Source organism: Halomonas sp. DP4Y7-1, assembly GCF_019800705.1.
Lineage (GTDB): Bacteria > Pseudomonadota > Gammaproteobacteria > Pseudomonadales > Halomonadaceae > Halomonas > Halomonas litopenaei_A.
Genome location: NZ_JAHVKS010000009.1, coordinates 1 through 21,166 on the forward strand (window position 1 = coordinate 1; position 21,166 = coordinate 21,166).

Below are 21,166 nucleotides of genomic sequence, written 5' to 3' on the forward strand. Positions count from 1 at the left end.
TGACGACCATAGCGAGTGGGAACCACCTGATCCCTTGCCGAACTCAGAAGTGAAACCGCTCAGCGCCGATGGTAGTGTGGGGTCTCCCCATGCGAGAGTAGGTCATCGTCAGGCATTTATTCAGAAGAACCCCGATTATCGAGAGATGGTCGGGGTTTTTCGTATGCATGGGGAGACCCGCTCTTTATATGTGGGGCCGCGCCGATAACCCCCTCGGCGCGGTCCGGCCTGGCTCTTCTCAAGGGCGGGCTCGTGGCGTTCGCCACCCCTTGCAGCTTCGCTGCAGCCGTTGTAAAGAGCTCCAGGGTGGCTCACCCCCATGCGAGATCAGGCATTTATTCAAAAGAGGCCCGGCTATCTAGAGATGGCTGGGCTTCTTTTATGACGTCCGCCGTTTTCCGTCTAGCCGAAGTTTGGCGTAGCGGAAGGCGGGCGTTGGCTCTCTGCAGCCGTACGTGAAGGCCGCTTAAGGCGGCTGTGCATTGGCACCATCTGAACCGACAGATATCGTGAGCACCGCGACGATACTGACGTCACCATTCATTTAGAGGAGCATACATGGATCTTGCAATGATTGGCCTTGGGCGCATGGGCGCCAACATGGCAGAACGTCTGGTTCGCGGCGGTCATCGTGTCATTGGTACAGACCCTGGCGCTGAGGCACTCTCCAGCGCGCAGCAGCGAGGAGTTGAGCCAGCACAGACTCTGGCAGAGGCGGTCGAGCAACTTCCTTCCCCGCGTATCGTATGGCTGATGGTACCTGCGGGGGAAGCCGTTGATGCACTGCTCAAGGAGCTGACATCGCTGCTGTCCCCTGATGACATCGTCATCGATGGTGGCAACTCCATGTACAAGGACAGCGTGCGACGTGCCGCTGAGCTGCGTGAACATGGCTTGAGCTATGTGGATGTGGGAACCAGCGGTGGCGTGTGGGGGCTGGCAGAGGGCTACAGCATGATGGTCGGCGGTGACGATGCCGTGGTCGAGAGGCTCAAGCCGCTGTTCGAGACACTGGCCCCGGCTGCCGATAAAGGGTGGGGACACGTAGGGCCCAGCGGGGCAGGCCACTTCACCAAGATGGTCCACAATGGTATCGAGTACGGCATGATGCAGGCGTTTGCGGAAGGCTTCGCCATCATGGAGAAGAAGACCTCCTTCGGGCTGGACTTGCATCAAGTCGCTGAGATCTGGCGTCATGGTAGCGTCGTACGGTCCTGGCTGCTCGACCTGACCGCCAATGCCCTCGACAAGAACCCGACCTTTGACGGCATCGCCCCCTATGTCTCTGATTCCGGCGAAGGGCGTTGGACGGTGAGCGAGGCCATCGAACTCGACGTCAGTGCCCCCGTCATCACGATGTCCCTGCTTGAGCGGCTGCGCTCCCGTGAATCCGACTCCTATGCGGACAAGATGCTCGCTGCCATGCGCAATGAGTTTGGCGGCCACGCCATCAAGTCATCCTGAGCATCATTGCGCAGGAATTAGCCTCCCTGGTAGCTCCGGCCGGGGAGGCCAACACTATCTGGTAGCGTGTGCCGATGAGCGCTGACCAGCGACGGATGATCTCCTAGCGCTGAAACAGATTTTTATTGCTGTCTTGACAAGACGGGAAGCGGGCAGTGGCGCGGGCTCCAGCGGTGTCCAAAGTTGTCCACAGGGAATACACAGAAAAAAACTATATCTGTGCTTGGAAAAACCTCCCTCTACCATATATAGTGCCCTACCGAAGGCGGGGAGTACGGCCTGGTGCCGTGACTCCACCGACCGCCCATGTCCACGCCATCCCCTATGATGGGCGTATCATCACGTCACGGACGGTAACGATTATCATGACCATCACGATCTATAGCAAACCTGCCTGCGTCCAGTGCAACGCCACCTACCGCGCCCTGGACAATCAGGGAATCGACTATACCGTGGTCGATCTGACCCAGGACGCCGATGCCATGCAGCGAGTCCAGGAGCTGGGCTACCGCCAGGTGCCCGTCGTCGTCGCTGGCGAGGATCATTGGGCCGGCTTTCGCCCGGACAAGATCAGTACGCTGGTCGCCTGATAACGTCCTTCGCACGTAAGTTCTTCGTATCTAGCGGATGTGCGCGGCGATGGCCGCGTCATGTCCGAGGCATCAGGGATGCAGGAGAATCGTCTTGGCTGAGCTGGTCTATTTCTCGACAAAGTCTGGCAATACACGACGCTTTGTAGAAAAGCTGGGTCTGTCTGCCAAGCGTATTCCGCTCAGTCGTGACGACGGTCCTCTGCGTGTCGATCAGCCATATATTCTCGTTGTGCCGACCTACGGCGACGGTGACCCGATGAGCTCGGTACCGCCACAGGTGATTCGGTTTCTCAACGATGCACACAATCGGTCCCTGATTCGGGGCGTGATCGCGGGTGGCAACACCAATTTCGGCGCAGCCTTTGGCCTGGCCGGGAGAGTGATCGCGCAGAAGTGTCAGGTGCCGCTTCTTTATCGGTTTGAACTGATGGGCACGGATGAGGATGTCCATCGTGTTCTTGCAGGGGTGAAAGAATTTTGGAAACGCTCAGCCTAGAAAAGGATGCGGCAACGCGACCCGCTGCCGATCACAACGCCAAGACACTCGACTATCACGCGCTGAATGCGATGTTGAACCTGTATGATGCCGAAGGGCGTCTGCAGCTCGACAAGGATCGCGAGGCCGCGCGTCAGTACTTCCTGCAGCACGTGAACCAGAACACCGTGTTCTTTCACTCGCTGCAGGAAAAGCTCGATTACCTGACGGAGCAAGGCTACTACGAGCGCCAGGTGCTCGATCAGTACGACTTTGATTTCGTTACCGCGTTGTTCGATCAGGCCTATGCGGTCAAGTTCCGGTTCCAGAGCTTCCTGGGAGCGTTCAAGTACTACACCAGCTATACCCTCAAGACGTTCGATGGCAAACGCTATCTTGAGCGCTTCGAGGACCGCGTCTGCATGGTCGCGCTGTCGCTCGCGCGTGGCGACGAGACGTTGGCGAAGCAACTGGTCGATGAGATCATCCACGGCCGCTTTCAGCCGGCGACGCCGACGTTCCTCAACTGCGGCAAGCAGCAGCGGGGCGAGTTGGTCTCCTGCTTCCTGCTGCGGATCGAGGACAACATGGAGTCCATCGGGCGCTCCATCAACTCGGCTCTGCAGCTGTCCAAGCGGGGCGGCGGTGTCGCCTTCTCGCTTTCCAACGTGCGCGAGTCCGGTGCTCCGATCAAGCGTATCGAAAACCAGTCTTCAGGCATCATTCCGATCATGAAGATGCTGGAGGATGCGTTCTCCTATGCCAACCAGCTTGGCGCTCGCCAGGGCGCTGGTGCGGTCTATCTCAACGCACACCACCCGGATATCCTGAACTTCCTCGACACCAAGCGCGAGAACGCCGACGAGAAGATTCGCATCAAGACCCTTTCACTGGGGATCGTGATGCCGGATATCACCTTCGAGCTGGCCAAGCGTAACGAGGACATGTATCTGTTCTCGCCCTATGACGTCGAGCGCGTCTATGGTGTGCCTTTTGGCGACATCAGCGTGACCGAGAAGTACGACGAGATGGTCGCTGATGGTCGTATTCGCAAGAAGAAGATCAACGCTCGTGAGCTGTTTCAGACCATTGCCGAGCTGCAGTTCGAGTCTGGCTATCCGTACCTGATGTTTGAGGACACGGTGAACCGCGCCAACCCGATCGATGGCCGGATCAACATGTCCAACCTCTGCTCGGAAATCTTGCAGGTCAATACACCGACCGAATACGACGATGACCTGGGCTATCGCAAGATCGGTGAGGATATTTCCTGCAACCTTGGTTCGCTCAACATCGCCAAGGCCATGGACTCTCCTGACTTCGGTGCGACGGTAGAGACCGCTATCCGTGGATTGACCGCGGTTTCCGAGATGAGCAACATCAGCTCAGTGCCGTCGATTGCCGAGGGCAATGCCAAGTCTCACGCCATCGGCCTGGGCCAGATGAACCTGCACGGTTACCTGGCTCGCGAGCATATCTACTACGGCAGCGAAGAAGGGGTGGATTTCACCAACATCTACTTCTACACCGTAGCGTTTCACGCCATTCGTGCGTCCAACCGCATCGCCATTGAGCGCAATCGTCACTTTGCCGGTTTCGAGAAGTCGAGCTATGCCAGCGGCGAGTACTTCGACAAGTACACCGAGCAGGCGTGGGAGCCGAAGACCGACAAGGTACGCGCGCTGTTCGACAAGAGCGGGATCCATATTCCGACTCAGGAGGATTGGCGTGAGCTGAAGGCGTCGGTGATGGCTCATGGGTTGTTCAATCGCAATCTGCAGGCGATTCCGCCCACCGGGTCCATTTCCTACATCAACAACTCCACGTCGAGTATTCACCCGGTCACGGCCAAGGTGGAGATTCGTAAAGAGGGTAAGTTGGGACGTGTGTACTATCCGGCCCCCTACCTGACGGACGAAAATCAGGACTACTATCAAGACGCCTATGAGCTTGGTCCTGAGAAGATCATCGACACCTATGCTGCCGCCACGCAGCACGTTGACCAGGGGCTGTCGCTGACACTGTTCTTCCGCGACACGGCGACCACTCGCGACGTCAACAAGGCGCAGATCTACGCCTGGCGCAAGGGCATCAAGACGATCTACTACATCCGTCTGCGTCAGGCGGCGCTGGAAGGGACGGAAGTGGAAGGTTGCGTGTCCTGCACCCTGTAATGATGAGCCGTGATGGCGAAGCCGTCACGGAGTAGGCGGAAAGACAGGCCAAGGCGAAGTCACGGGTAGGAGTCTCTGGCACGATGCCGTGAGCCCTACCTGTCTTCGCCGCTCCTTTGCCAGCGAGACTACTGTTGTGGAATTCGCACGGGCAAAGGGACTGAAGGCCGTCTTGGTCGCCGTTTTTTGCTTCAATCGAGCGACGCGCCGTGCTCAGGGCCCGGCGCCAACCGAACGAGAACCCTCTCATGGATATGCCCGCTACCTCTGCTGCCCGTCGTTTGAGCCGGGTCGACGCGATCAACTGGAACAGACTCCAGGACGACAAGGACCTCGAGGTCTGGAACCGTTTGACCGGTAACTTCTGGTTGCCGGAAAAGATCCCCTTGTCCAACGATATCCCGTCGTGGAATACCCTGACGGAACATGAGCAGCAGCTCACCATTCGTGTCTTCACTGGTCTCACCCTGCTCGATACCATCCAGGGTACGGTGGGGGCTCCTGCGCTGATCGAGGACGCGGTAACGCCTCATGAAGAAGCCGTACTGACCAACGTCAGCTTCATGGAGTCGGTACATGCGCGTTCTTACAGCTCGATCTTTTCCACGCTGTGCGCGACCCGTGATGTGGATGATGCCTACCGCTGGAGTGAAGAGAACCCCTTCCTGCAGAAGAAGGCCGAGTTGATCCTGGAGCGTTACCGCGCCGAGGACCCGCTCATGCGCAAGGTGGCGAGCACCTTCCTTGAGTCCTTCCTGTTCTACTCTGGCTTTTATCTGCCGATGTACTGGTCAAGCCGTGCCAAGCTGACCAACACCGCCGACCTGATTCGTCTGATCATTCGTGATGAGGCTATCCATGGTTATTACATCGGCTACAAGTTCCAGCGTCAGCTCGCCCAGCAGCCGCAGGAGCGTCAGGAAGAGATCAAGGCTTACGCGTTTGAGCTGCTGTTCGAGCTCTATGAGAACGAGGTGAAGTACACCGAGGCGCTGTACGACGACGTTGGTCTGACCGAGGACGTCAAGAAGTTCCTGCATTACAACGCCAACAAGGCGTTGATGAATCTTGGCTTCGAGGCACTGTTCCCGTCCAGCGTGACCGATGTGAGCCCGGCCATTCTGGCCGCGCTGTCTCCTGGCTCCGATGAGAACCATGACTTCTTCTCTGGTTCAGGATCTTCCTATGTCATCGGCAAGACGGTGAGCACCGAAGACGAAGATTGGGCATTCTGACCGTAGTGTGTTGTCACTCACAGCGGAGTGACGTCTGACGACAGGGCCACGGCGATCGCCGTGGCCCTTTTTTTTGCTCCTGGAACGTCGCGCTGTCGCGTCTCGGGGGCAATGCCGACGCGGTGCCTTAGCTGGCGGCGTCTGTGCTGAGTTCGCGCTGAGCGTGACGCCGGCACTGTGCCGGGCCTTCACCAAAATGTTGCTTGAAGGCGGTGGCGAAGTTGGCGGCGTGCCGGTAGCCGGCGATACTGGCCGCGGTATCGACGCTGACGTTCTCGTCTTGCAGCGCCGCCCGGGCGCGCAGCAAGTGCTGCTGTCGCAGTCCGGCACTTAACGGCAGCCCATACTCCCGGTGATAACGCCGCTGCAGTTGTCGCAGACTCATCCCCAATCGGCTTGCCATGTCGGCGGGCGACAGGTGCAGCGACTCGCCGCTGGCGATCCAGCCCGCCAGACGTTGCTGCCAGGCCTTGCCACCGTGGGATACAGCAGGGGTCGTCTGGTGCGCCAACGCCTCGGACACCATGGCAAGGGCGATCGATTCGCGCTCCAGGTTAAGGACCGTCGTCATGTCGGCGGTCTGACTCACGTTGTCCAGGCGTGCCACCAGGTCGCTTGACGGTGTCCACCTCAGATGGCCGAGGTGCTGCCTGAGGCCGTGACAGCAAACACTGGGCAGCGGAGAGCCCAGACGACGCTGGAGCCAGTCCGAGGTCAGGCTCAGTACGGCACTGAACTCCACTGCACCACGCCGACCGTGGCGGACGAAAGTGGTGGGCTCGTCGACCGCTATCAGCAGGCCACAGGCTCGCTTGTTGGCATCGAGTGTAAAGCTATGCTCGTCGAAGCTCACGCAGGCCTCTCCGCGCCAGACCAGCGAAATCTTGAGACCTGGATGCAGCCTTGCCCGGGGCGTTACACCGTGGCGGTCACGCAGACGATTGAGGCGCAGGTACATGCCACGCTGGACCTCATGCTGCTGCACGATGCCATGCAGCGGCGCTCCAGTGGCCTGGTGGTCGGCCGCGGTGCATTGATACTGGCTGGTCAGTACGCCCGCCAGTGAGGTCAGGTCATGCTGATGAATCCAGCCGGCCTGGGGGGCTTTCGGCTGCGTTGTGGTGAAGGTTGTCGTCATGCCAAAGGTCGCTGGTCAAAGGGCAAAGGTATCGGGGTGCCGTCAGTGACAGAATGTCGCTCCAGGGATTTGAATGCAATAGATTCGCATTAAGTTTTGGAGGTGGCATGAAGGGCAACATGTTGTTGGCGTGGGTGCTTGCCGGAGCGGGGGGTGCGCTGCTGGCCACCGCTGCCCAGGCGCAGGATATCGCCGAGCAGAGGGCAGAGGGTCGGGGAGCAGAGGCCCAGGGGACTGGGGGGATAGGCGTTGATGATCCGGGAATCGAGGATCAGGAGCTGGACGTTACCCGGGTGATCGGTGTGCGCCTGTACGACATGTTGTCCAGCGAGCAGACCGAGGGCTATAGCGTTGACGCGGCTACGGTGGGTACCAAGGTGCCGGCCGCCCTGCGGGATATTCCGCAGTCGGTCAGCGTGGTCACCCACGATGCCATCGAGGACCAGGGGTTTGTGACCTTGGATCAGTTGGCGGCACGCACGCCGGGGGTGCGGGTACTCAGCAACGATTATGGTCGTTCCTCCATCTTTGCCAGAGGCTATGAGTACGATGCCTACAGCATTGATGGGCTGCCTGCGCCCATGAGCAGTATCCTCGGGTCAGTGCCGAGCCTGACCGCGTTCGACCGGGTCGAAATCATGCGCGGGCCGTCGGGGCTGTTCAACAGCACCAGCGAACTGGGCGGCATCGTCAACCTGGTGCGCAAGCGTCCGACCGAGACCTTCCAGGCTGAGGTGTTCGGCAGCCTGGGCACGCTGGACGATGGTGCGCTGGGAGTGGATGTGGCGGGGCCCATCGATGAGGCCGGCCGGGTAAGAGGGCGGTTTGTGGCACGCTCCACGGAGAACGCACAGTGGGTCGATGACAACGATAACCGGCAGGATGACCTTTACGCAGCGGTAGATATCGACCTGACCGATGCCACCGAGCTCTCCCTTGGCATCATTCACAATGCCAAGGACATCACGGTCAACAACGGCCAGCCGACCGATGCCGATGGGGATCTTCTGTATACCCGTCGTAGCGCCTTCTATGGGGCTGACTGGAACGACTTTGACAGTGAGTCCACGGATGTACTGGCAGAGCTGACACATCGCTTTGCCAACGATGGCTACGGTCGCGTTGCGGCCCGCTACTCCGACCGAGATGCGGACTACAACTATGCCTTCGGTGCCGGTGCGGTGGATGATCAGGGCAGGCTGAATGCTGCCGGTTTCGGGGGTAAGACCGACGAGACGTCGCTGTCACTGGACGCCAGCTACACCCAGGCGTTTGACGCTTTTGGCAATGACAACGAGTTTGTGGTCGGGCTCGACCATAAGGACTACGACCAGGACAATCGCCAGGGGCGGGCTCGCGGGCTTGGAAGCAGTCTCAGCGTCGGTCAGCTCAATGATCTGGCCTACGTCAATGTCCTGGACAGTGCCCAGGCTGGCCTGTCCGGCTTCAGTCTTACCGACACCCGCAGCGAACTGGAAGAGACCGGTGCCTACGCCAAGGTAACGGTCAGACCGATCGCCCCTCTGGCCTTGATCGCCGGCGGCCGCTTCAGTCACTTTTCCACCGAATACGACGACCGCACCAGTGATAGCGAAAGCTCTCGCAGTGACAGCGAATTTACGCCCTATGCAGGGGCTGTGCTGGACCTGGATGCTCAGCACTCCCTCTATGCCAGCTATTCGCGGGTCTTCAAGCCTCAGACGGCGTTCAACGAGGACAATGATCTGATCGATCCCCGTGAGGGCGATCAGTACGAGGTCGGTATCAAGGGCAGTTACCTGGGAGGGCGACTGAATGCACGCGCCAGCGCCTACCAGCTCGAAGACAGCCATCGTGCAGCCGCGTCGAGTGATCCCGGTGCCAGCTATTCCGTGGACACCGGTGAAGTGCGTATTCGCGGTGCCGAGCTGGAAGTCACCGGAAGCCTCACCGACCAGTGGGACCTGATCTTTGGCTATACCTATACCGATACGGAGATCGAAAAGGCATCCAGTGCCCGGGATGATGGCATCTTCCTGCTGATGCCCGAGAACATGGTCAACCTATGGTCGCAGTATCGTTTCCAGCAAGGGATGCTCAATGGCCTGTCACTGGGTGGCGGGATCACCGCCATGAGCGACTTCAGTTCGAGCAGTGGCGTCGAGGCACCCGGCTATGCAGTGGTGGACGCGATGCTTGGCTATGAATTTACCCCGCAGCTGAGCGGCCAGCTCAACGTCTACAACCTGTTCGACCGTGAGTATTACCTGCGTGCAGGGGGCGAGGGCTCCTTCAACTTCGTGGGTCAGCCAGCCAGCGCCCTGGCCACCTTGCGCTATGCGTTCTAAGGCGTGGCAGATCATCGCGGGCTGGCCGCTGGGCATGCTGGTGCTGGTGTCACTGTTAGCGTCTCTCGTCGACAGCGCTGTCGCCATGGATGACGGCAGCGTGATGCCTGAGCTTGATGGGTCTCGGGTGGTGGTGGACGCGCAGACAGGCCTGTCCTATCAGCTCGAGGTGTCGATGCCGGATGCGCCTCGGCCAGCGCAAGGATACCCCGTGCTGGTGGTGCTGGATGGCAATGCACGCTTCCCGTTGCTGCGTGAGGCGCGGGACACGCTGACGCGAAAAGGTCCTGAGGGCAGCGCCCTGCCTCTGGTCATCGTCGGTGTCGGCTATCCCGGCGCTGAGCGCTTTGATTCCCAGCGACGTCGCTGGGATTTCACGCCCCCTGTGCCAACGGATATCGCCGCGCACGCGGCTGAGGCCGGCGAAGAGGGGGCATCAGCGAAGGGGCAGGAATCTGTGCAGGAAGGAGGGGCAGACCAGTTTCTTCACTTCTTGAGTGCTCAGTTGCTGCCCGTGCTCGAGCGGGACTTGACGCTGGATCCGGAGCGTCGCGCGCTGCTGGGTCACTCGTTGGGAGGGCTGTTTGCGCTCTACGCTCAGCAGCGCTGCCCCGAGTGCTTTCACCGGCTTTTCGCCATCAGCCCCTCGCTGTGGTGGGGTCAGCGTTATCTGGTCCAAGCGCTGGATGCCCGGCTGCAGGATGCTGAGTGGTGCGAGGCGCTTGAGGGAACATCGTTGCTGGTGGGGGTCGGTGCGCGTGAACAGTCACCACGCGAAGGCCATTCAGGGTCCCAGCGAGATCGCTTGCGCCTTCGGCGAGCCATGGTAGATGAAGCGCGTGACTACCAGCGCCGGCTACAGCAGCGCTGCGTTTCCCTGTCGAGTGAACTGATGATCTTTGCCGGTGAAGATCATGGCAGTGTGATGTGGCCAGCGGCGCGACAGGTCGTGGAAAGGCTGGCTGATCACGAGCAGGAGTCGCGTTCTGGGGAGAGTCTTCGCGACAGGGGTAGCAGCTGAAACGGCATACGGGTTGAAGTCTGGGGACTGCATCACTATCTTGTACAAGTGCGTTACAGAGCTTAAGAGGCTGTCCAACTTATCTCTACAAGGAGGATGTCATGACGCAGCAAGTGGAAGGCAAACGAGTCGCGATCTTGGCCACTCACGGATTCGAGGAATCCGAGCTCGCGGTGCCAAAGGCCAAACTGCAGCAGCAGGGCATCGTCGTGCACGTGGTCTCGCCTGAGGCGAAAGGCATCAGAGCCTGGGCGGAAAGCGACTGGGGCGATACCTATGGCGTGGACGTGGCCCTGGAAGACGCCAGTGAGCACGATTATCACGCACTGGTGCTGCCCGGTGGCCTGTTCAACCCCGACGCCTTGCGTCTGGATGAAGCGGCCCTGGCGTTTGTCCGAGCGTTCTTCCAGGCGGGCAAGCCCGTTGCCGCGATTTGCCACGCCTCTTGGATCCTGATCAATGCTGATGTAGTAAGCGGGCGCAAGCTGACGTCCTACCCCAGTGTGGCCCAAGATCTACGCAATGCTGGCGCCGAATGGGTGGATCAACAGGTGGTGGTCGACAATGGCCTGGTGACCAGCCGCAAGCCCGATGATCTGGACATCTTCTGCCATAAGCTGGTGGAGGAAATCGGCGAGGGTCGGCACGCCAAGCACGCCTAAGGCAGATCACACGCGGTTGATTCAAGGCCCCCGACGATGCCTTCGTCGGGGGCCTTGTGCTTAGCTGTCACTGGGTTGGCCGAGGAGCCTCCCGCGTGGAAGCAGCTGGCTCGCATGGGGCGGACTCGGTGGCGGCGAGTCGGCGGACGCCGTACCAGCCCGTCCAGGGGCCGATCATCGCCAGCAGGATCGAGAACACAATGCCCAGGTAGTTGAACAGGGCCCAGGGTGCGTAATCCAGGGTGGCGACGCCCAAGGTGCCGGCCATGTAGATGGCAGAGACGGTCCAGGGGGCCAGTGGCTCGGGAATCATGCCGCCATCCTCCATGCTGCGTGACAGTACCAGCGGGTGCAGGCGGCGTTTTTGGTACTGCTCGGCGAACAGTTCTCGGGTAAGGAAGAAGGTCACGTAGCTGTTGCCGGTGGCCAGAATGATGGTGCAGCTGGCAGCCAGTGACGCCAGGATCGTGCCACGTGCCGAGCGCACGTAGGCCAGACTGCGGTCAAGCACCACCTTGAGGATGCCGGAGGCCTCAAGGGCTGAGGCAAAGAAGAAGGCACACAGAGCGAACAGCACCGCACCGTGCATGCTGTAGAGGCCGCCGCGATTTAGCAGACTCGCCAGTGCCGCTGGCAGGGTGGAAACGTCAAGGCCCGGGTTGAAGCTGGTCAGCAGACTGACGTTGAAGCCGGACACTGCTGCCTGAGCGACCGCCTCAAGGCTCGCGCCCTGAACGATCATGGCCAGCAGGGCGGCGCAGGCCGAAGCCAGAAACAGCACCACCAGGGTGGGTTTCTTGCGAATCGATCCGTAGAGCACGATGGCCACCGGCAGCAGCAGCAGCGGGTTGAGGCGATAGAGGCCGTCAAGGGTATTGGCACTGGCAGCGATGGCGGCCGGCATACCCGCGCCCAGCTCCATGTTGAGCCCCAGCATCAGGTAGACCACCGCCGCCACCAGGGCGGCGGGGAGTGAGGTGTACATCAGGTTGCGAATATGGCGATAGAGGTCCTCGCCCACCACCATGGAGGCCATGATGGTGGTGTCCGACAGCGGTGACAGCTTGTCGCCGAAGTAGGCGCCGGAGAGCACGGCGCCGGCGGTGATCGCCAGGTTGATGTCCATGGCTGCAGCGATGCCCATGATGGCCACGCCGAGGGTGCCGGCGGACCCCCAGGAGGTGCCGGTGAAGGTGGAGACGATGGCGGTGCCAAGAAATGCCATGACGTAGAGGTAGCGAGGGTCGATCAGCTCCAGGCCATGGTAGATGAAGTAGGGAATGGTGCCCGAGATCATCCAGCTGCCGATGATGATGCCGATGCTGTAGAGCACCAGCAGGGCGGACAGGGCGGTTTTGACCTTGGCGCCCATGATGTCCATGACCCCTTCCCAGGTTCCGCCATGAAGAAGGCTGAACAGGGTGGCGGCGGCACCTAGGGTGATCAGTACCAGCTCGGTGGGAAGGCCCGCTACCACGATGCCGTAGACGATGGCGAAGGCGATGGCGGTGAGCAGCAGCAGGGATGGAGCAAGGCCAGGTTGTCGTTGTGTTGCTGGCATGGGATGTCCTCCTCAGGGTGATCAGTGATCGAGCGCGGTGAACCCCCGCTCCAGGTCGGCGATGATCTCGTCAATGTCTTCCAGCCCGATGGCCAGACGGATCAGTGGCTGGCCGCTACCGTCGGGACGCAGCGGAGACAGGGCGAGGCTTTCGTAGCCACCCCAGCTCACCCCAATTCGCATCAGCTGCAGGGCATTGATGAAGCGTTCCACCCGCGGGTAGCTGGGATCGTGCAAGGCGAAGCTGAGCAGGCCCGAGTGGCCCTTGAGCTGACGTGCCGCCCACTCAGCCGCCGGACCCTGGGCAAGGCTTGGGTGATACACCGCGGCCACCTGTGGATGGGCGTCAAGGAAGGCGGCAATCGCCTGGCCGTTGCGCAGGTGTTCTGCCATTCGCACCGGCAGAGTGCGCAGGCCACGCAGGATCAGCGACGCGCTGTGGGGCGAGAGCGCCGCTCCCAGCAGCTGGTGACCATTAGCGAAGAGCCTGTCGATCACCTCGGCGTTGCCGATGACGGCGCCACCGACCACGTCGCTGTGGCCGCCGATGTACTTCGATAGCGAGTGCACCACCAGGTCGATTCCATGGGTGATCGGCTTCTGGAACAGCGGAGTCGCCCAGGTATTGTCGATCAGCGTCAGAATGCCGTGCTTTCTGGCGATGCGGGCGATGGCCTCGAGATCGGCCAGTTCCATGCGCAGCGATGAAGGGCTCTCTATGTAGATCAGGCGTGTCTCGGGGCGCAGGTGGGCGCCAATGTCCTGGTGGCCGCTGATGCCGTCATGGCTGACGCCGTAGCGTGCCATCTGGTCGAGCAGCTCCACCGCGGGGCCATAGGTCTGATTGATGCGCAGGACGTGATCGCCCTGGCCGAGCAACGAGAACAGGGTGGCGGCGATCGCGCCCATGCCGGAAGCAAAGGCCTTGCACGCCTCGCCCCGCTCCAGTGCGGCCAACTTGTCTTCCAGCAGCTTGACCGTCGGGTTGAGCCCTCTGCTGTAGATGAAGTGCTGGCGCTCGTCCAGCTGGGCACGGCTGAAACTCTCGAGGTCGGGGAAGGTAAAGATGCTGGTCTGGTAGAGCGGAGGCGCCACCGCGCCGTGATGCTCCTGGCGCTGTTCATAGGCATGACTGCAGATATGTCGATCCAGTGGATCCATGGCGCATCCTCGGTAAAGTGGAAAAGGCTATCAGCCTGTCTGATAGGTAAGCTAGCACGGGGGTCCGCAGGCGACAATTGATCCAGAAGGGGTTTACGGCTAACGTCGAAAGGACTCGCCGGCCTCTTCCGATAGTGGACCCCAACTGTATGAAACGACTTTATTTGTCAGACACCGTCGCAGGAGAGATCAGCGCCTACATCGCCGCTAAGGAGCTGGCGCCGGGGACACAGCTACCCTCGATGGGAGAGTGGATGGAGCGGCTTGAGGTAGGTCGCTCGACCCTGAGAGAGGGACTCAAGAAGCTGGAGGCGGAAGGCATCATCGACATCGTCAATGGCAAGGGCCTGTTTGTCAGCGAGCAGCGCACCTTCCAGTTGCTGGCGAGCCTCGGGATCAAGGACGCCAAGGCCCACTTGATCGAGATGCTCGAGGTCCGCGAGGCGCTTGAGGTCCAGGCGATCGTGCTGGCGATACGCCACGCCGCCGATCATCAGCTCGACGCCATGGCCAGCCATCTGGACGATTACCGTCGCGCCAGGGAAAAGGAGGACTTTCTGGGGGTGAGCGAGGCCGACGCCGCCTTTCACCTGGCCATCTACCACGCCTGCGGCAATCGTGTACTGGTGGGATTGATCCAGATGATGCATGACGAACTGTATCTGTCCTGGGACTCACCGGAAGATCGACTCCGGATATTCGATGCCGGTTTTCCGTTTCATGAAGCCCTGCTGGAGGCCATGCAGCAACGGGACGAGCCGGCGGCGCGGGCTGCGTTTACCCACTTGATCGCGGCAACCCGCCAAAGCGTCGACGCCCTCTCTGCCTGAGCCCTCACAGGTTGTCGAGCCTGCGTCGACGGGGTGACGGCGGCGCCGCGCCCACTGGGGCATTCACCTCCCAGCCTGGGGCGATTAACGCATCCGGGGCCGGCGTCGCAGGGTTCTGAATGGCGATTATCCTAGGAAGGCGACCGAGAGCCGCGTCTGCTCAAGCGTGAGCCGGAATGCGCGCGCATTTCCGGCGCAAGCTGTCTTTCGATAGACTATGCCCTTTTCCCGCGTAAGGGGCGAGGAATGACCATTGGTGAGCTGATCCGGCTGTTGAGTGATGGCGAGTTTCACTCTGGACAGCAGCTGGGCGAGAAGCTGGGGGTGTCCCGAGCGGCGGTGTGGAAGCAGCTGCGCAAGCTCGAGGATCTTGGCATTCCCATGCAAGCGGTGAAAGGGCAGGGGTATCGCCTGGCAGAGCCGTTGGAACTGCTTGAAGGACCGGCGGTGGTGGCGGCGCTGTCCCGTGACTCGCGTCAGCACCTCGCTCGCCTGTTCGTGGAAGACACCCTTCCATCCAGTAACGAGTTTCTGCGCGAGCGCTTTCGTCAGGGCGCTGGGCATGGCGAGGCTTGCCTGGTCGAGCAGCAGTCTGCGGGGCGCGGACGGCGTGGCCGGATCTGGACGACCCCCTGGGGGCGTACCCTGATGTGTTCCGTGGGCTGGCGCTTTGACGCCGGCGTTGCGGCGCTGGAAGGGCTCAGTCTGGCGATCGGCGTGGTGCTGGCCCAGATGCTGGAGCGCCACGGCTTGAATCCCGCCTTGAAGTGGCCGAATGACGTACTGCTTCCCGATGGCCAGGGTGGCTTTGGCAAGTTGGCCGGCATCCTGGTGGAAATGAGCGGAGATGCCGCGGGCCCCTGTGAGGTAGTGCTGGGGATGGGAATCAACGTGGATCTGCCTGATAGCTTCCGGGCGCGCATCGATCAGCCGGTCGCCTGTGTACATGATCAGGCGCCAGGGCTTTCCCGCAACGTCATGGCGGCAGAGCTGCTGGACGGCTTGTTGACCATGCTGGCAGGCTTTGAGGAGAACGGGTTTGCGGCCTGGAAAGACGAGTGGAACGCGCGCCACGCCTTTGCTGGCTGGGATATCGAGATCATCAGGGGCGAGCGCCGGGAGCTCGCCCGGGCGGGAGAAGTGGATGACAACGGCAATCTCTGGGTGCGCAAGGATGAGCAGGATGAGCGCCTTGTCGGAGGAGAGATCAGCGTGCGAGCGCGCCCATGATTCTTGACCTGGATATCGGCAATACTCTGTCCAAATGGCGCCTCAAGGATGCTGATAGCAGCGAGATACGCTCGCGCGGTGCGGTATGGACCCGGGAGGAGTGGAAGCCTGGAGCGGACATCCCGGATCTCGACGTGGTCGAGACCGTGCGGATTTCCAGTGTGGCGCGTCGTTCGGTGCTGGCCCAGACGGAATCGTTGCTGAAGGACAGGGTACGCTCCGTCCACGTGGCACGTTCCTGTCGTGAAGCCCTTGGGGTCACCAACGGCTACCACGAACCCGGACGATTGGGCGTGGATCGCTGGATGGGGGTCCTGGCCGGTTATCAACTGGCGGGAGCCAGCTGCACGGTGGACTGTGGTAGTGCCATCACGGTGGATTTCGTGCTGCCTGGGGGGCGTCATCTTGGGGGCTATATACTCCCTGGGCTTCGTCTCATGAAGGAAAGCCTGAAACTCGGCACACGTAACGTGGCCATCGATCCGGACAGCGAGGCGGACGAGCTGCTGGCGCCAGGCCGGCGCACAGTGGAGGCCGTGAATCACGGGATTTATATGGCGGCTGTGAGTGCCGTCAACCGGATTTACAGTGAAGTGTGCGATCGCGAAGGGGTTGCCCTGCCGATGCTGGTCACGGGAGGGGATGCCCGAGTCGTCTCGAGGGGTATCCAGGTGCCCCACGCCATTTGGCCAGATATGGTCTATGCGGGACTCGAGGCGTGCTTTCCGCTCACCGCAGCAGAGCGTGCTGGCAAGATGGCTGGCGCCCCAGTGCCGCCTGCGCCAGTGGCGCTGGAAAAGATTCGTGCCGGATTAGCCTTCTCGATGCTGCTGTGACAAGGCCGGGAGCCGCGGGCCCCTGGTGTGCTCAGCGACGATGCGTGGGGCGGCTGTCGCCCAGGTCGGGGAGCCGCTCGGGGAAGTCGAGAGTCCTTTCATCCCACGCCAACAGGCGAGAAGGATGTGGTGTCCGAGCGAAAAAAGCGTTGAGGGCCTTGCGTTATTCGTTGGGCTTTGACACAATGCGCCGCGTTCCAAGGCAGGCGGCGAGGCCGCTGTCCTGTGTCGAGAAGGTGAAAAAGAATCTAGAGTAACGGATTCTTTTTAAAACAGCCACTTGACATCTTGGGGTGAGGCGATAAAATACGTCGCCAGTTGGAGGGGTTCCCGAGTGGCCAAAGGGAGCAGACTGTAAATCTGCCGCGAAAGCTTCGAAGGTTCGAATCCTTCCCCCTCCACCAGATTTTTTTCGATTACCCTTGGGTGGTCGAAGCGGAGCAGGCGGTCGGACGCTGCCAGGCTGGTCGGGTTCGATGAGCATGTTTCAGCAAGAATGACCTTGGGTCATGATGCGGGCATAGTTCAATGGTAGAACCTCAGCCTTCCAAGCTGATGATGCGGGTTCGATCCCCGCTGCCCGCTCCAGATTTCGGCGTGTGCCGTGTGTGTTGCGCCAAAGAGTGCGCTCATGTAGCTCAGGGGTAGAGCACACCCTTGGTAAGGGTGAGGTCGACGGTTCAAATCCGTCCATGAGCTCCATATAGAAAAGCGAGCCTTGGCTCGCTTTTTCTTTCTCCATCGCGTCTGCAGGGTGGAGTAGGGGTTGCCAGGCAAGCGTTGCTTCGCTATCATGGCGCCCGCTGTTGCAGAGGCTGCCCGCAAAGGGTGGTTTGCATCGAGTACAGGCCAGTAGCTCAATTGGCAGAGCAGCGGTCTCCAAAACCGCAGGTTGGGGGTTCGATTCCCTCCTGGCCTGCCAGTCTTCCCCAGGCTGGCAGTTTTTTATATACTTTCGTGTTTCGATTGCCGCGCCCTGAGGAGTCTCGTTTTCATGAAGCATAACGCCGAGGTGCAGGAGTCGCGCCACGACGGGCTCAAGTGGGCGGTTGTCGTCGTTCTTCTGGTGCTGGCCGTTGTTGGCAACACCTATTTTGCCGACCAGCCGCTTCTGTATCGTGTCCTGGGCGTTGTCGCCCTGTCTGTCGTTGCCGCTCTGGTGGCGCTGATGACCACCAAGGGGCGTGAGCTGGTCGAGCTTGCTCGTAGCGCCAGAAAGGAAATTCAACGTGTCGTCTGGCCGACGCGCCCTGAGACCATTCAGACCACTGCCATTGTGCTGGTGGCTGTGCTGGTAGTCGGGCTGCTGCTCTGGTTGATCGACACGCTGCTCAGCTGGGCGATGTCCGGCGTCATCGGTTAGGAGTCTTCATGTCCAAGCGTTGGTACGTCGTCCACGCCTACTCCGGCTTCGAGAAGCACGTCATGCGCTCGCTGATCGAGCGTGTGAAGATGCATGGCATGGAAGATCGCTTCGGTGAGATTCTGGTGCCGACCGAGGAAGTCGTCGAGATGCGCGACGGCAAGCGCCGCAAGAGTGAGCGCAAGTTCTATCCCGGCTACGTCCTGGTCGAGATGGAAATGGTTGACGAGACCTGGCACCTGGTCAATGAGACTCCGCGAGTCATGGGGTTCATTGGCGGTACCAAGGAAAAGCCGGCGCCGATCACTCAGCGTGAAGCTGATGCCATCCTTAGTCGTGTGAGAGATGGTGCGGAAAAGCCGCGGCCCAAGACCATGTTCGAGCCTGGGCAGTCTGTCCGCGTTATCGACGGGCCCTTTGCCGACTTCAATGGCGTGGTCGAAGAGGTCAATTATGACAAGAGCCGTCTGCAGGTCAGTGTGCTGATCTTCGGGCGTGCGACTCCGGTCGAGCTGGAATTTTCCCAGGTCGAGAAGGAGTAAGGCGAACAGCGCGCGGTGGGTCTGTCTAGGCAGGCCCGCCGCGGTGTGCTGTCCGCCTGTAGTCAGTAGGGGTCGCCTGGAATCAGGCGGCCGTTTTGTCCGGGGAGCCGCAAGGCGCTATTACCCAACTGGAGTCCATCATGGCCAAGAAAGTACAGGCTTACATCAAGCTGCAGGTTGCAGCCGGTAAAGCCAATCCGAGTCCCCCCGTGGGTCCCGCGCTGGGTCAGCACGGTGTCAACATCATGGAGTTCTGTAAGGCGTTCAACGCTGAGACGCAGAACATCGAGCCGGGTCTCCCGACTCCCGTGGTCATCACCGTCTACTCCGACCGCAGCTTCACCTTCGTCACCAAGACGCCGCCCGCTGCGGTGCTGCTGAAGAAGGCTGCTGGCATCAAGTCCGGCTCTGGCGAGCCGAACAAGAAGAAGGTCGGTACCGTGACCCGTGAGCAGCTCGAAGAGATCGCCAAGACCAAGGAGCCGGATCTGACGGCTGCTGATCTCGACGCCGCGGTGCGTACCATTGCTGGTAGCGCCCGTAGCATGGGCCTCAACGTGGAGGGTCTCTGATCATGGCTAAGCTTACCAAGCGCGCAAAGCAGATTCGCGACAAGGTTGACGCCAACAAGGCTTACTCTGTCGACGAGGCCGTGGCACTGCTCTCCGAGCTGTCCACCGTCAAGTTCAAGGAATCCCTGGACGTCGCTATCAACCTGGGTGTTGATCCGCGTAAATCTGACCAGGTGGTTCGCGGTGCGACCGTGATGCCTAACGGTACTGGCAAGGACGTGCGCGTTGCCGTCTTTACCCAGGGTGCCAACGAAGAAGCCGCCAAGGAAGCCGGTGCCGACATCGTCGGTATGGACGACCTGGCCGAGCAGGTCAAGAAAGGCCAGCTCGACTTCGACGTGGTCATCGCTTCTCCTGACGCCATGCGTGTGGTCGGTCAGCTGGGTCAGATCCTGGGTCCGCGCGGCCTGATGCCGAACCCCAAGGTCGGTACTGTGACTCCTGACGTTGCTACCGCCGTCAAGAACGCCAAGGCCGGTCAGGTGCGCTTCCGTACCGACAAGAACGGCATCATCCACGCTACCCTGGGCAAGGTCGATTTCGACGCCGACGCCATCAAAGGCAACCTGGATGCGCTGATCGCCGACCTGAAGAAGCTCAAGCCGAGCACTTCCAAGGGCGTGTACTTCAAGAAGATGACCCTGTCCACTACCATGGGCCCGGGTCTGACTGTCGATCACTCCGCGCTGGTGTGATGCGACACAACAGGCAAGACACTTTGCGGTCCCCGTGCCGGGTGAATCACCCGGCCGGCGGGGCACCGTCAAAGACCGCAGGCGCCGCCGTCTGACCCTCGGGTTGAATGCGGCTTAATCGCCCTCAGGGCACCTGCGCAGATGGTGTTGCCGCCAGGCATCTGGTGAGCACCATCCAAGAAGCCCCTCTTCTTTGAGTTATCGAGAAGGGGAGATGGTAACCACCGGAGCCCTCGGGTTCCGGCACGAAGGAGTGATCACAGTGGCACTAGCACTCGAAGGCAAGAAGGCAATTGTTGCCGAGGTCAGTGAAGTCGCCAAGGATGCACTCTCCGTCGTAGTTGCCGACTCTCGCGGCGTCGCGGTCCACAAGATGACCGAACTGCGCAAGCAGGCTCGCGAGAATGGCGTCCAGGTGCGCGTTGTGCGTAACACCCTGGCACGCCGCGCCCTGGCCGGTACTCCCTGGGAGTGCCTGTCAGAGTCTTTCGTAGGTCCGACCATGCTGGCCTTCTCCAATGAGCACCCGGGCGCTGCCGCCCGTCTGTTCAAGGAGTTCGCTAAGGATGAGAAGAACTTCGAAGTCAAGGCGCTGGCCTATGAAGGTGAGCTGATCCCGGCAAGCGATATCGACCGTCTGGCAACTCTGCCGACGTACGATGAGGCGATCGCCAAGCTGATGTCCGTCATGAAGGAAGCTTCTGCCGGCAAGCTGGTTCGTACCCTCGCTGCGCTGCGCGACCAGAAGCAGGAAGAAGCCGCTTAAGGCTCCCTGTCGACCGACCACGATCCACGCGTTCTCGGAAAACCGGGACGCCCGCAAAGTTAGGAATCTAGACAATGGCACTGACCAAAGAAGATATCATCAACGCCGTCTCCGACATGTCCGTGATGGAAGTTGTCGAGCTGATCGAAGCGATGGAAGAGAAGTTCGGCGTTAGCGCTGCCGCCGCTGTTGTGGCTGGCCCGGGTGCTGGCGGCGACGCCGGTGCTGCCGAAGAGCAGACCGAGTTCGACCTGGTGCTGACCTCTGCTGGCGACAAGAAAGTGAACGTCATCAAGGCCGTCCGCGAGATCACTGGTCTTGGCCTGAAGGAAGCCAAGGGCGCCGTCGACGGTGCTCCGGCGACCATCAAGGAAGCGATGAGCAAAGACGACGCAGAAGAAGCCAAGAAGAAGTTGGAAGAAGCCGGCGCTTCCGTGGAGCTCAAGTAATCCTTGTGCCCATGGCTTCACGCGCTGCGTAAGCTTCCACGGCTGGTGGCGGGACGCCCGCTACCGGCCTTT

General features: G+C 60.7%; 20 protein-coding genes, 4 tRNA genes and 1 rRNA gene. 22 read left to right on the forward strand and 3 right to left on the reverse strand.

The features are described 5' to 3' along the window. The 6 genes from rrf to nrdF form a co-directional block, all read left to right on the forward strand. Positions 1–114: ribosomal RNA gene (gene rrf / locus KUV72_RS15765) — 5S ribosomal RNA — on the forward strand; the annotation flags it as partial. Positions 115–558: 444 nt separating this feature from the next. After that, the gene (gnd, locus tag KUV72_RS15770) at positions 559–1,464 is read left to right on the forward strand and encodes a phosphogluconate dehydrogenase (NAD(+)-dependent, decarboxylating) (protein WP_222164154.1); all 906 of its coding nucleotides are present in this window, start codon (positions 559–561) and stop codon (positions 1,462–1,464) included. A gap of 365 nt (positions 1,465–1,829) precedes the next feature. Beyond that, complete coding sequence (gene nrdH / locus KUV72_RS15775) at positions 1,830–2,054, forward strand: glutaredoxin-like protein NrdH (RefSeq protein WP_206944232.1); 225 nt, start codon at positions 1,830–1,832, stop codon at positions 2,052–2,054. Positions 2,055–2,148: 94 nt separating this feature from the next. Continuing rightward, positions 2,149–2,553: a class Ib ribonucleoside-diphosphate reductase assembly flavoprotein NrdI gene (nrdI, locus tag KUV72_RS15780; RefSeq protein WP_224908929.1), complete on the forward strand. Its 405-nt coding sequence runs from the start codon at positions 2,149–2,151 to the stop codon at positions 2,551–2,553. Beyond that, positions 2,535–4,706, forward strand: a complete 2,172-nt coding sequence (nrdE, locus tag KUV72_RS15785) for a class 1b ribonucleoside-diphosphate reductase subunit alpha (protein ID WP_206944230.1) — start codon at positions 2,535–2,537, stop codon at positions 4,704–4,706. Before nrdI ends, nrdE begins: the two co-directional genes overlap by 19 nt. 254 nt (positions 4,707–4,960) lie before the next feature. Beyond that, positions 4,961–5,941, forward strand: coding sequence for a class 1b ribonucleoside-diphosphate reductase subunit beta (gene nrdF, locus KUV72_RS15790; RefSeq protein ID WP_206944255.1), 981 nt, complete (start codon positions 4,961–4,963; stop codon positions 5,939–5,941). 127 nt (positions 5,942–6,068) lie between these two features. On the opposite strand, the gene KUV72_RS15795 is transcribed toward nrdF, so the two are convergent. After that, positions 6,069–7,079: a helix-turn-helix transcriptional regulator gene (locus KUV72_RS15795; protein WP_222239061.1), complete on the reverse strand. Its 1,011-nt coding sequence runs from the start codon at positions 7,077–7,079 to the stop codon at positions 6,069–6,071. A gap of 107 nt (positions 7,080–7,186) precedes the next feature. Here KUV72_RS15795 and KUV72_RS15800 point away from each other — a divergent pair, with 107 nt between their 5' ends. The 3 genes from KUV72_RS15800 to KUV72_RS15810 all read left to right on the forward strand — a co-directional run bounded on the left by KUV72_RS15800 (position 7,187) and on the right by KUV72_RS15810 (position 11,089). Then, the gene (locus KUV72_RS15800) at positions 7,187–9,406 is read left to right on the forward strand and encodes a TonB-dependent siderophore receptor (protein ID WP_261317534.1); all 2,220 of its coding nucleotides are present in this window, start codon (positions 7,187–7,189) and stop codon (positions 9,404–9,406) included. Beyond that, positions 9,396–10,427 carry an alpha/beta hydrolase gene (locus KUV72_RS15805; protein ID WP_222239062.1) on the forward strand — a complete coding sequence of 344 codons (1,032 nt, stop codon included), beginning with the start codon at positions 9,396–9,398 and terminating at the stop codon, positions 10,425–10,427. The genes KUV72_RS15800 and KUV72_RS15805 overlap by 11 nt, the downstream gene beginning before the upstream one ends. 101 nt (positions 10,428–10,528) lie before the next feature. Continuing rightward, entirely contained in the window at positions 10,529–11,089 is a 561-nt protein-coding gene (locus tag KUV72_RS15810) for a type 1 glutamine amidotransferase domain-containing protein (protein ID WP_222239063.1), read from the forward strand. Positions 11,090–11,156: 67 nt separating this feature from the next. On the opposite strand, the gene nhaC is transcribed toward KUV72_RS15810, so the two are convergent. Both nhaC and KUV72_RS15820 read right to left on the reverse strand, forming a co-directional pair. Next, positions 11,157–12,650, reverse strand: a complete 1,494-nt coding sequence (nhaC, locus tag KUV72_RS15815; protein WP_206944226.1) for a Na+/H+ antiporter NhaC — start codon at positions 12,648–12,650, stop codon at positions 11,157–11,159. A gap of 21 nt (positions 12,651–12,671) precedes the next feature. Next, positions 12,672–13,811 carry a trans-sulfuration enzyme family protein gene (locus KUV72_RS15820; protein WP_222239064.1) on the reverse strand — a complete coding sequence of 380 codons (1,140 nt, stop codon included), beginning with the start codon at positions 13,809–13,811 and terminating at the stop codon, positions 12,672–12,674. A gap of 149 nt (positions 13,812–13,960) precedes the next feature. Between KUV72_RS15820 and KUV72_RS15825 the strand changes: the two genes are divergently transcribed. From KUV72_RS15825 to rplL, 13 genes are all read left to right on the forward strand, one after another. Continuing rightward, positions 13,961–14,641: a FadR/GntR family transcriptional regulator gene (locus tag KUV72_RS15825; protein ID WP_206944224.1), complete on the forward strand. Its 681-nt coding sequence runs from the start codon at positions 13,961–13,963 to the stop codon at positions 14,639–14,641. 246 nt (positions 14,642–14,887) lie between these two features. Beyond that, positions 14,888–15,871: a biotin--[acetyl-CoA-carboxylase] ligase gene (locus tag KUV72_RS15830; protein WP_206944223.1), complete on the forward strand. Its 984-nt coding sequence runs from the start codon at positions 14,888–14,890 to the stop codon at positions 15,869–15,871. Beyond that, the gene (locus tag KUV72_RS15835) at positions 15,868–16,707 is read left to right on the forward strand and encodes a type III pantothenate kinase (protein ID WP_206944222.1); all 840 of its coding nucleotides are present in this window, start codon (positions 15,868–15,870) and stop codon (positions 16,705–16,707) included. Before KUV72_RS15830 ends, KUV72_RS15835 begins: the two co-directional genes overlap by 4 nt. 320 nt (positions 16,708–17,027) lie before the next feature. After that, positions 17,028–17,111 (forward strand) — tRNA-Tyr (locus tag KUV72_RS15840). A 110-nt stretch (positions 17,112–17,221) separates the two neighbouring features. Continuing rightward, positions 17,222–17,295: transfer RNA gene (locus KUV72_RS15845), tRNA-Gly, on the forward strand. A 39-nt stretch (positions 17,296–17,334) separates the two neighbouring features. Beyond that, positions 17,335–17,409: transfer RNA gene (locus KUV72_RS15850), tRNA-Thr, on the forward strand. Positions 17,410–17,553: 144 nt separating this feature from the next. Next, positions 17,554–17,629 (forward strand) — tRNA-Trp (locus tag KUV72_RS15855). 72 nt (positions 17,630–17,701) lie between these two features. Next, on the forward strand, positions 17,702–18,070 hold the full coding sequence (secE, locus tag KUV72_RS15860) for a preprotein translocase subunit SecE (protein WP_206944221.1): 369 nt from the start codon (positions 17,702–17,704) through the stop codon (positions 18,068–18,070). Positions 18,071–18,078: 8 nt separating this feature from the next. Beyond that, positions 18,079–18,612, forward strand: a complete 534-nt coding sequence (gene nusG / locus KUV72_RS15865) for a transcription termination/antitermination protein NusG (protein WP_206944220.1) — start codon at positions 18,079–18,081, stop codon at positions 18,610–18,612. Positions 18,613–18,752: 140 nt separating this feature from the next. Then, positions 18,753–19,184 (forward strand): 50S ribosomal protein L11, encoded by a 432-nt coding sequence (rplK, locus tag KUV72_RS15870; protein ID WP_206944219.1) that lies wholly within the window; start codon positions 18,753–18,755, stop codon positions 19,182–19,184. 2 nt (positions 19,185–19,186) lie between these two features. Next, on the forward strand, positions 19,187–19,879 hold the full coding sequence (gene rplA / locus KUV72_RS15875; RefSeq protein ID WP_206944218.1) for a 50S ribosomal protein L1: 693 nt from the start codon (positions 19,187–19,189) through the stop codon (positions 19,877–19,879). Positions 19,880–20,141: 262 nt separating this feature from the next. Then, a complete protein-coding gene (gene rplJ / locus KUV72_RS15880; protein ID WP_206944217.1) occupies positions 20,142–20,645 on the forward strand; it encodes a 50S ribosomal protein L10 in 504 nt (167 codons plus the stop codon). A gap of 74 nt (positions 20,646–20,719) precedes the next feature. Beyond that, positions 20,720–21,094, forward strand: a complete 375-nt coding sequence (rplL, locus tag KUV72_RS15885; RefSeq protein WP_206944216.1) for a 50S ribosomal protein L7/L12 — start codon at positions 20,720–20,722, stop codon at positions 21,092–21,094. The last annotated feature ends 72 nt before the right edge of the window (positions 21,095–21,166 follow it).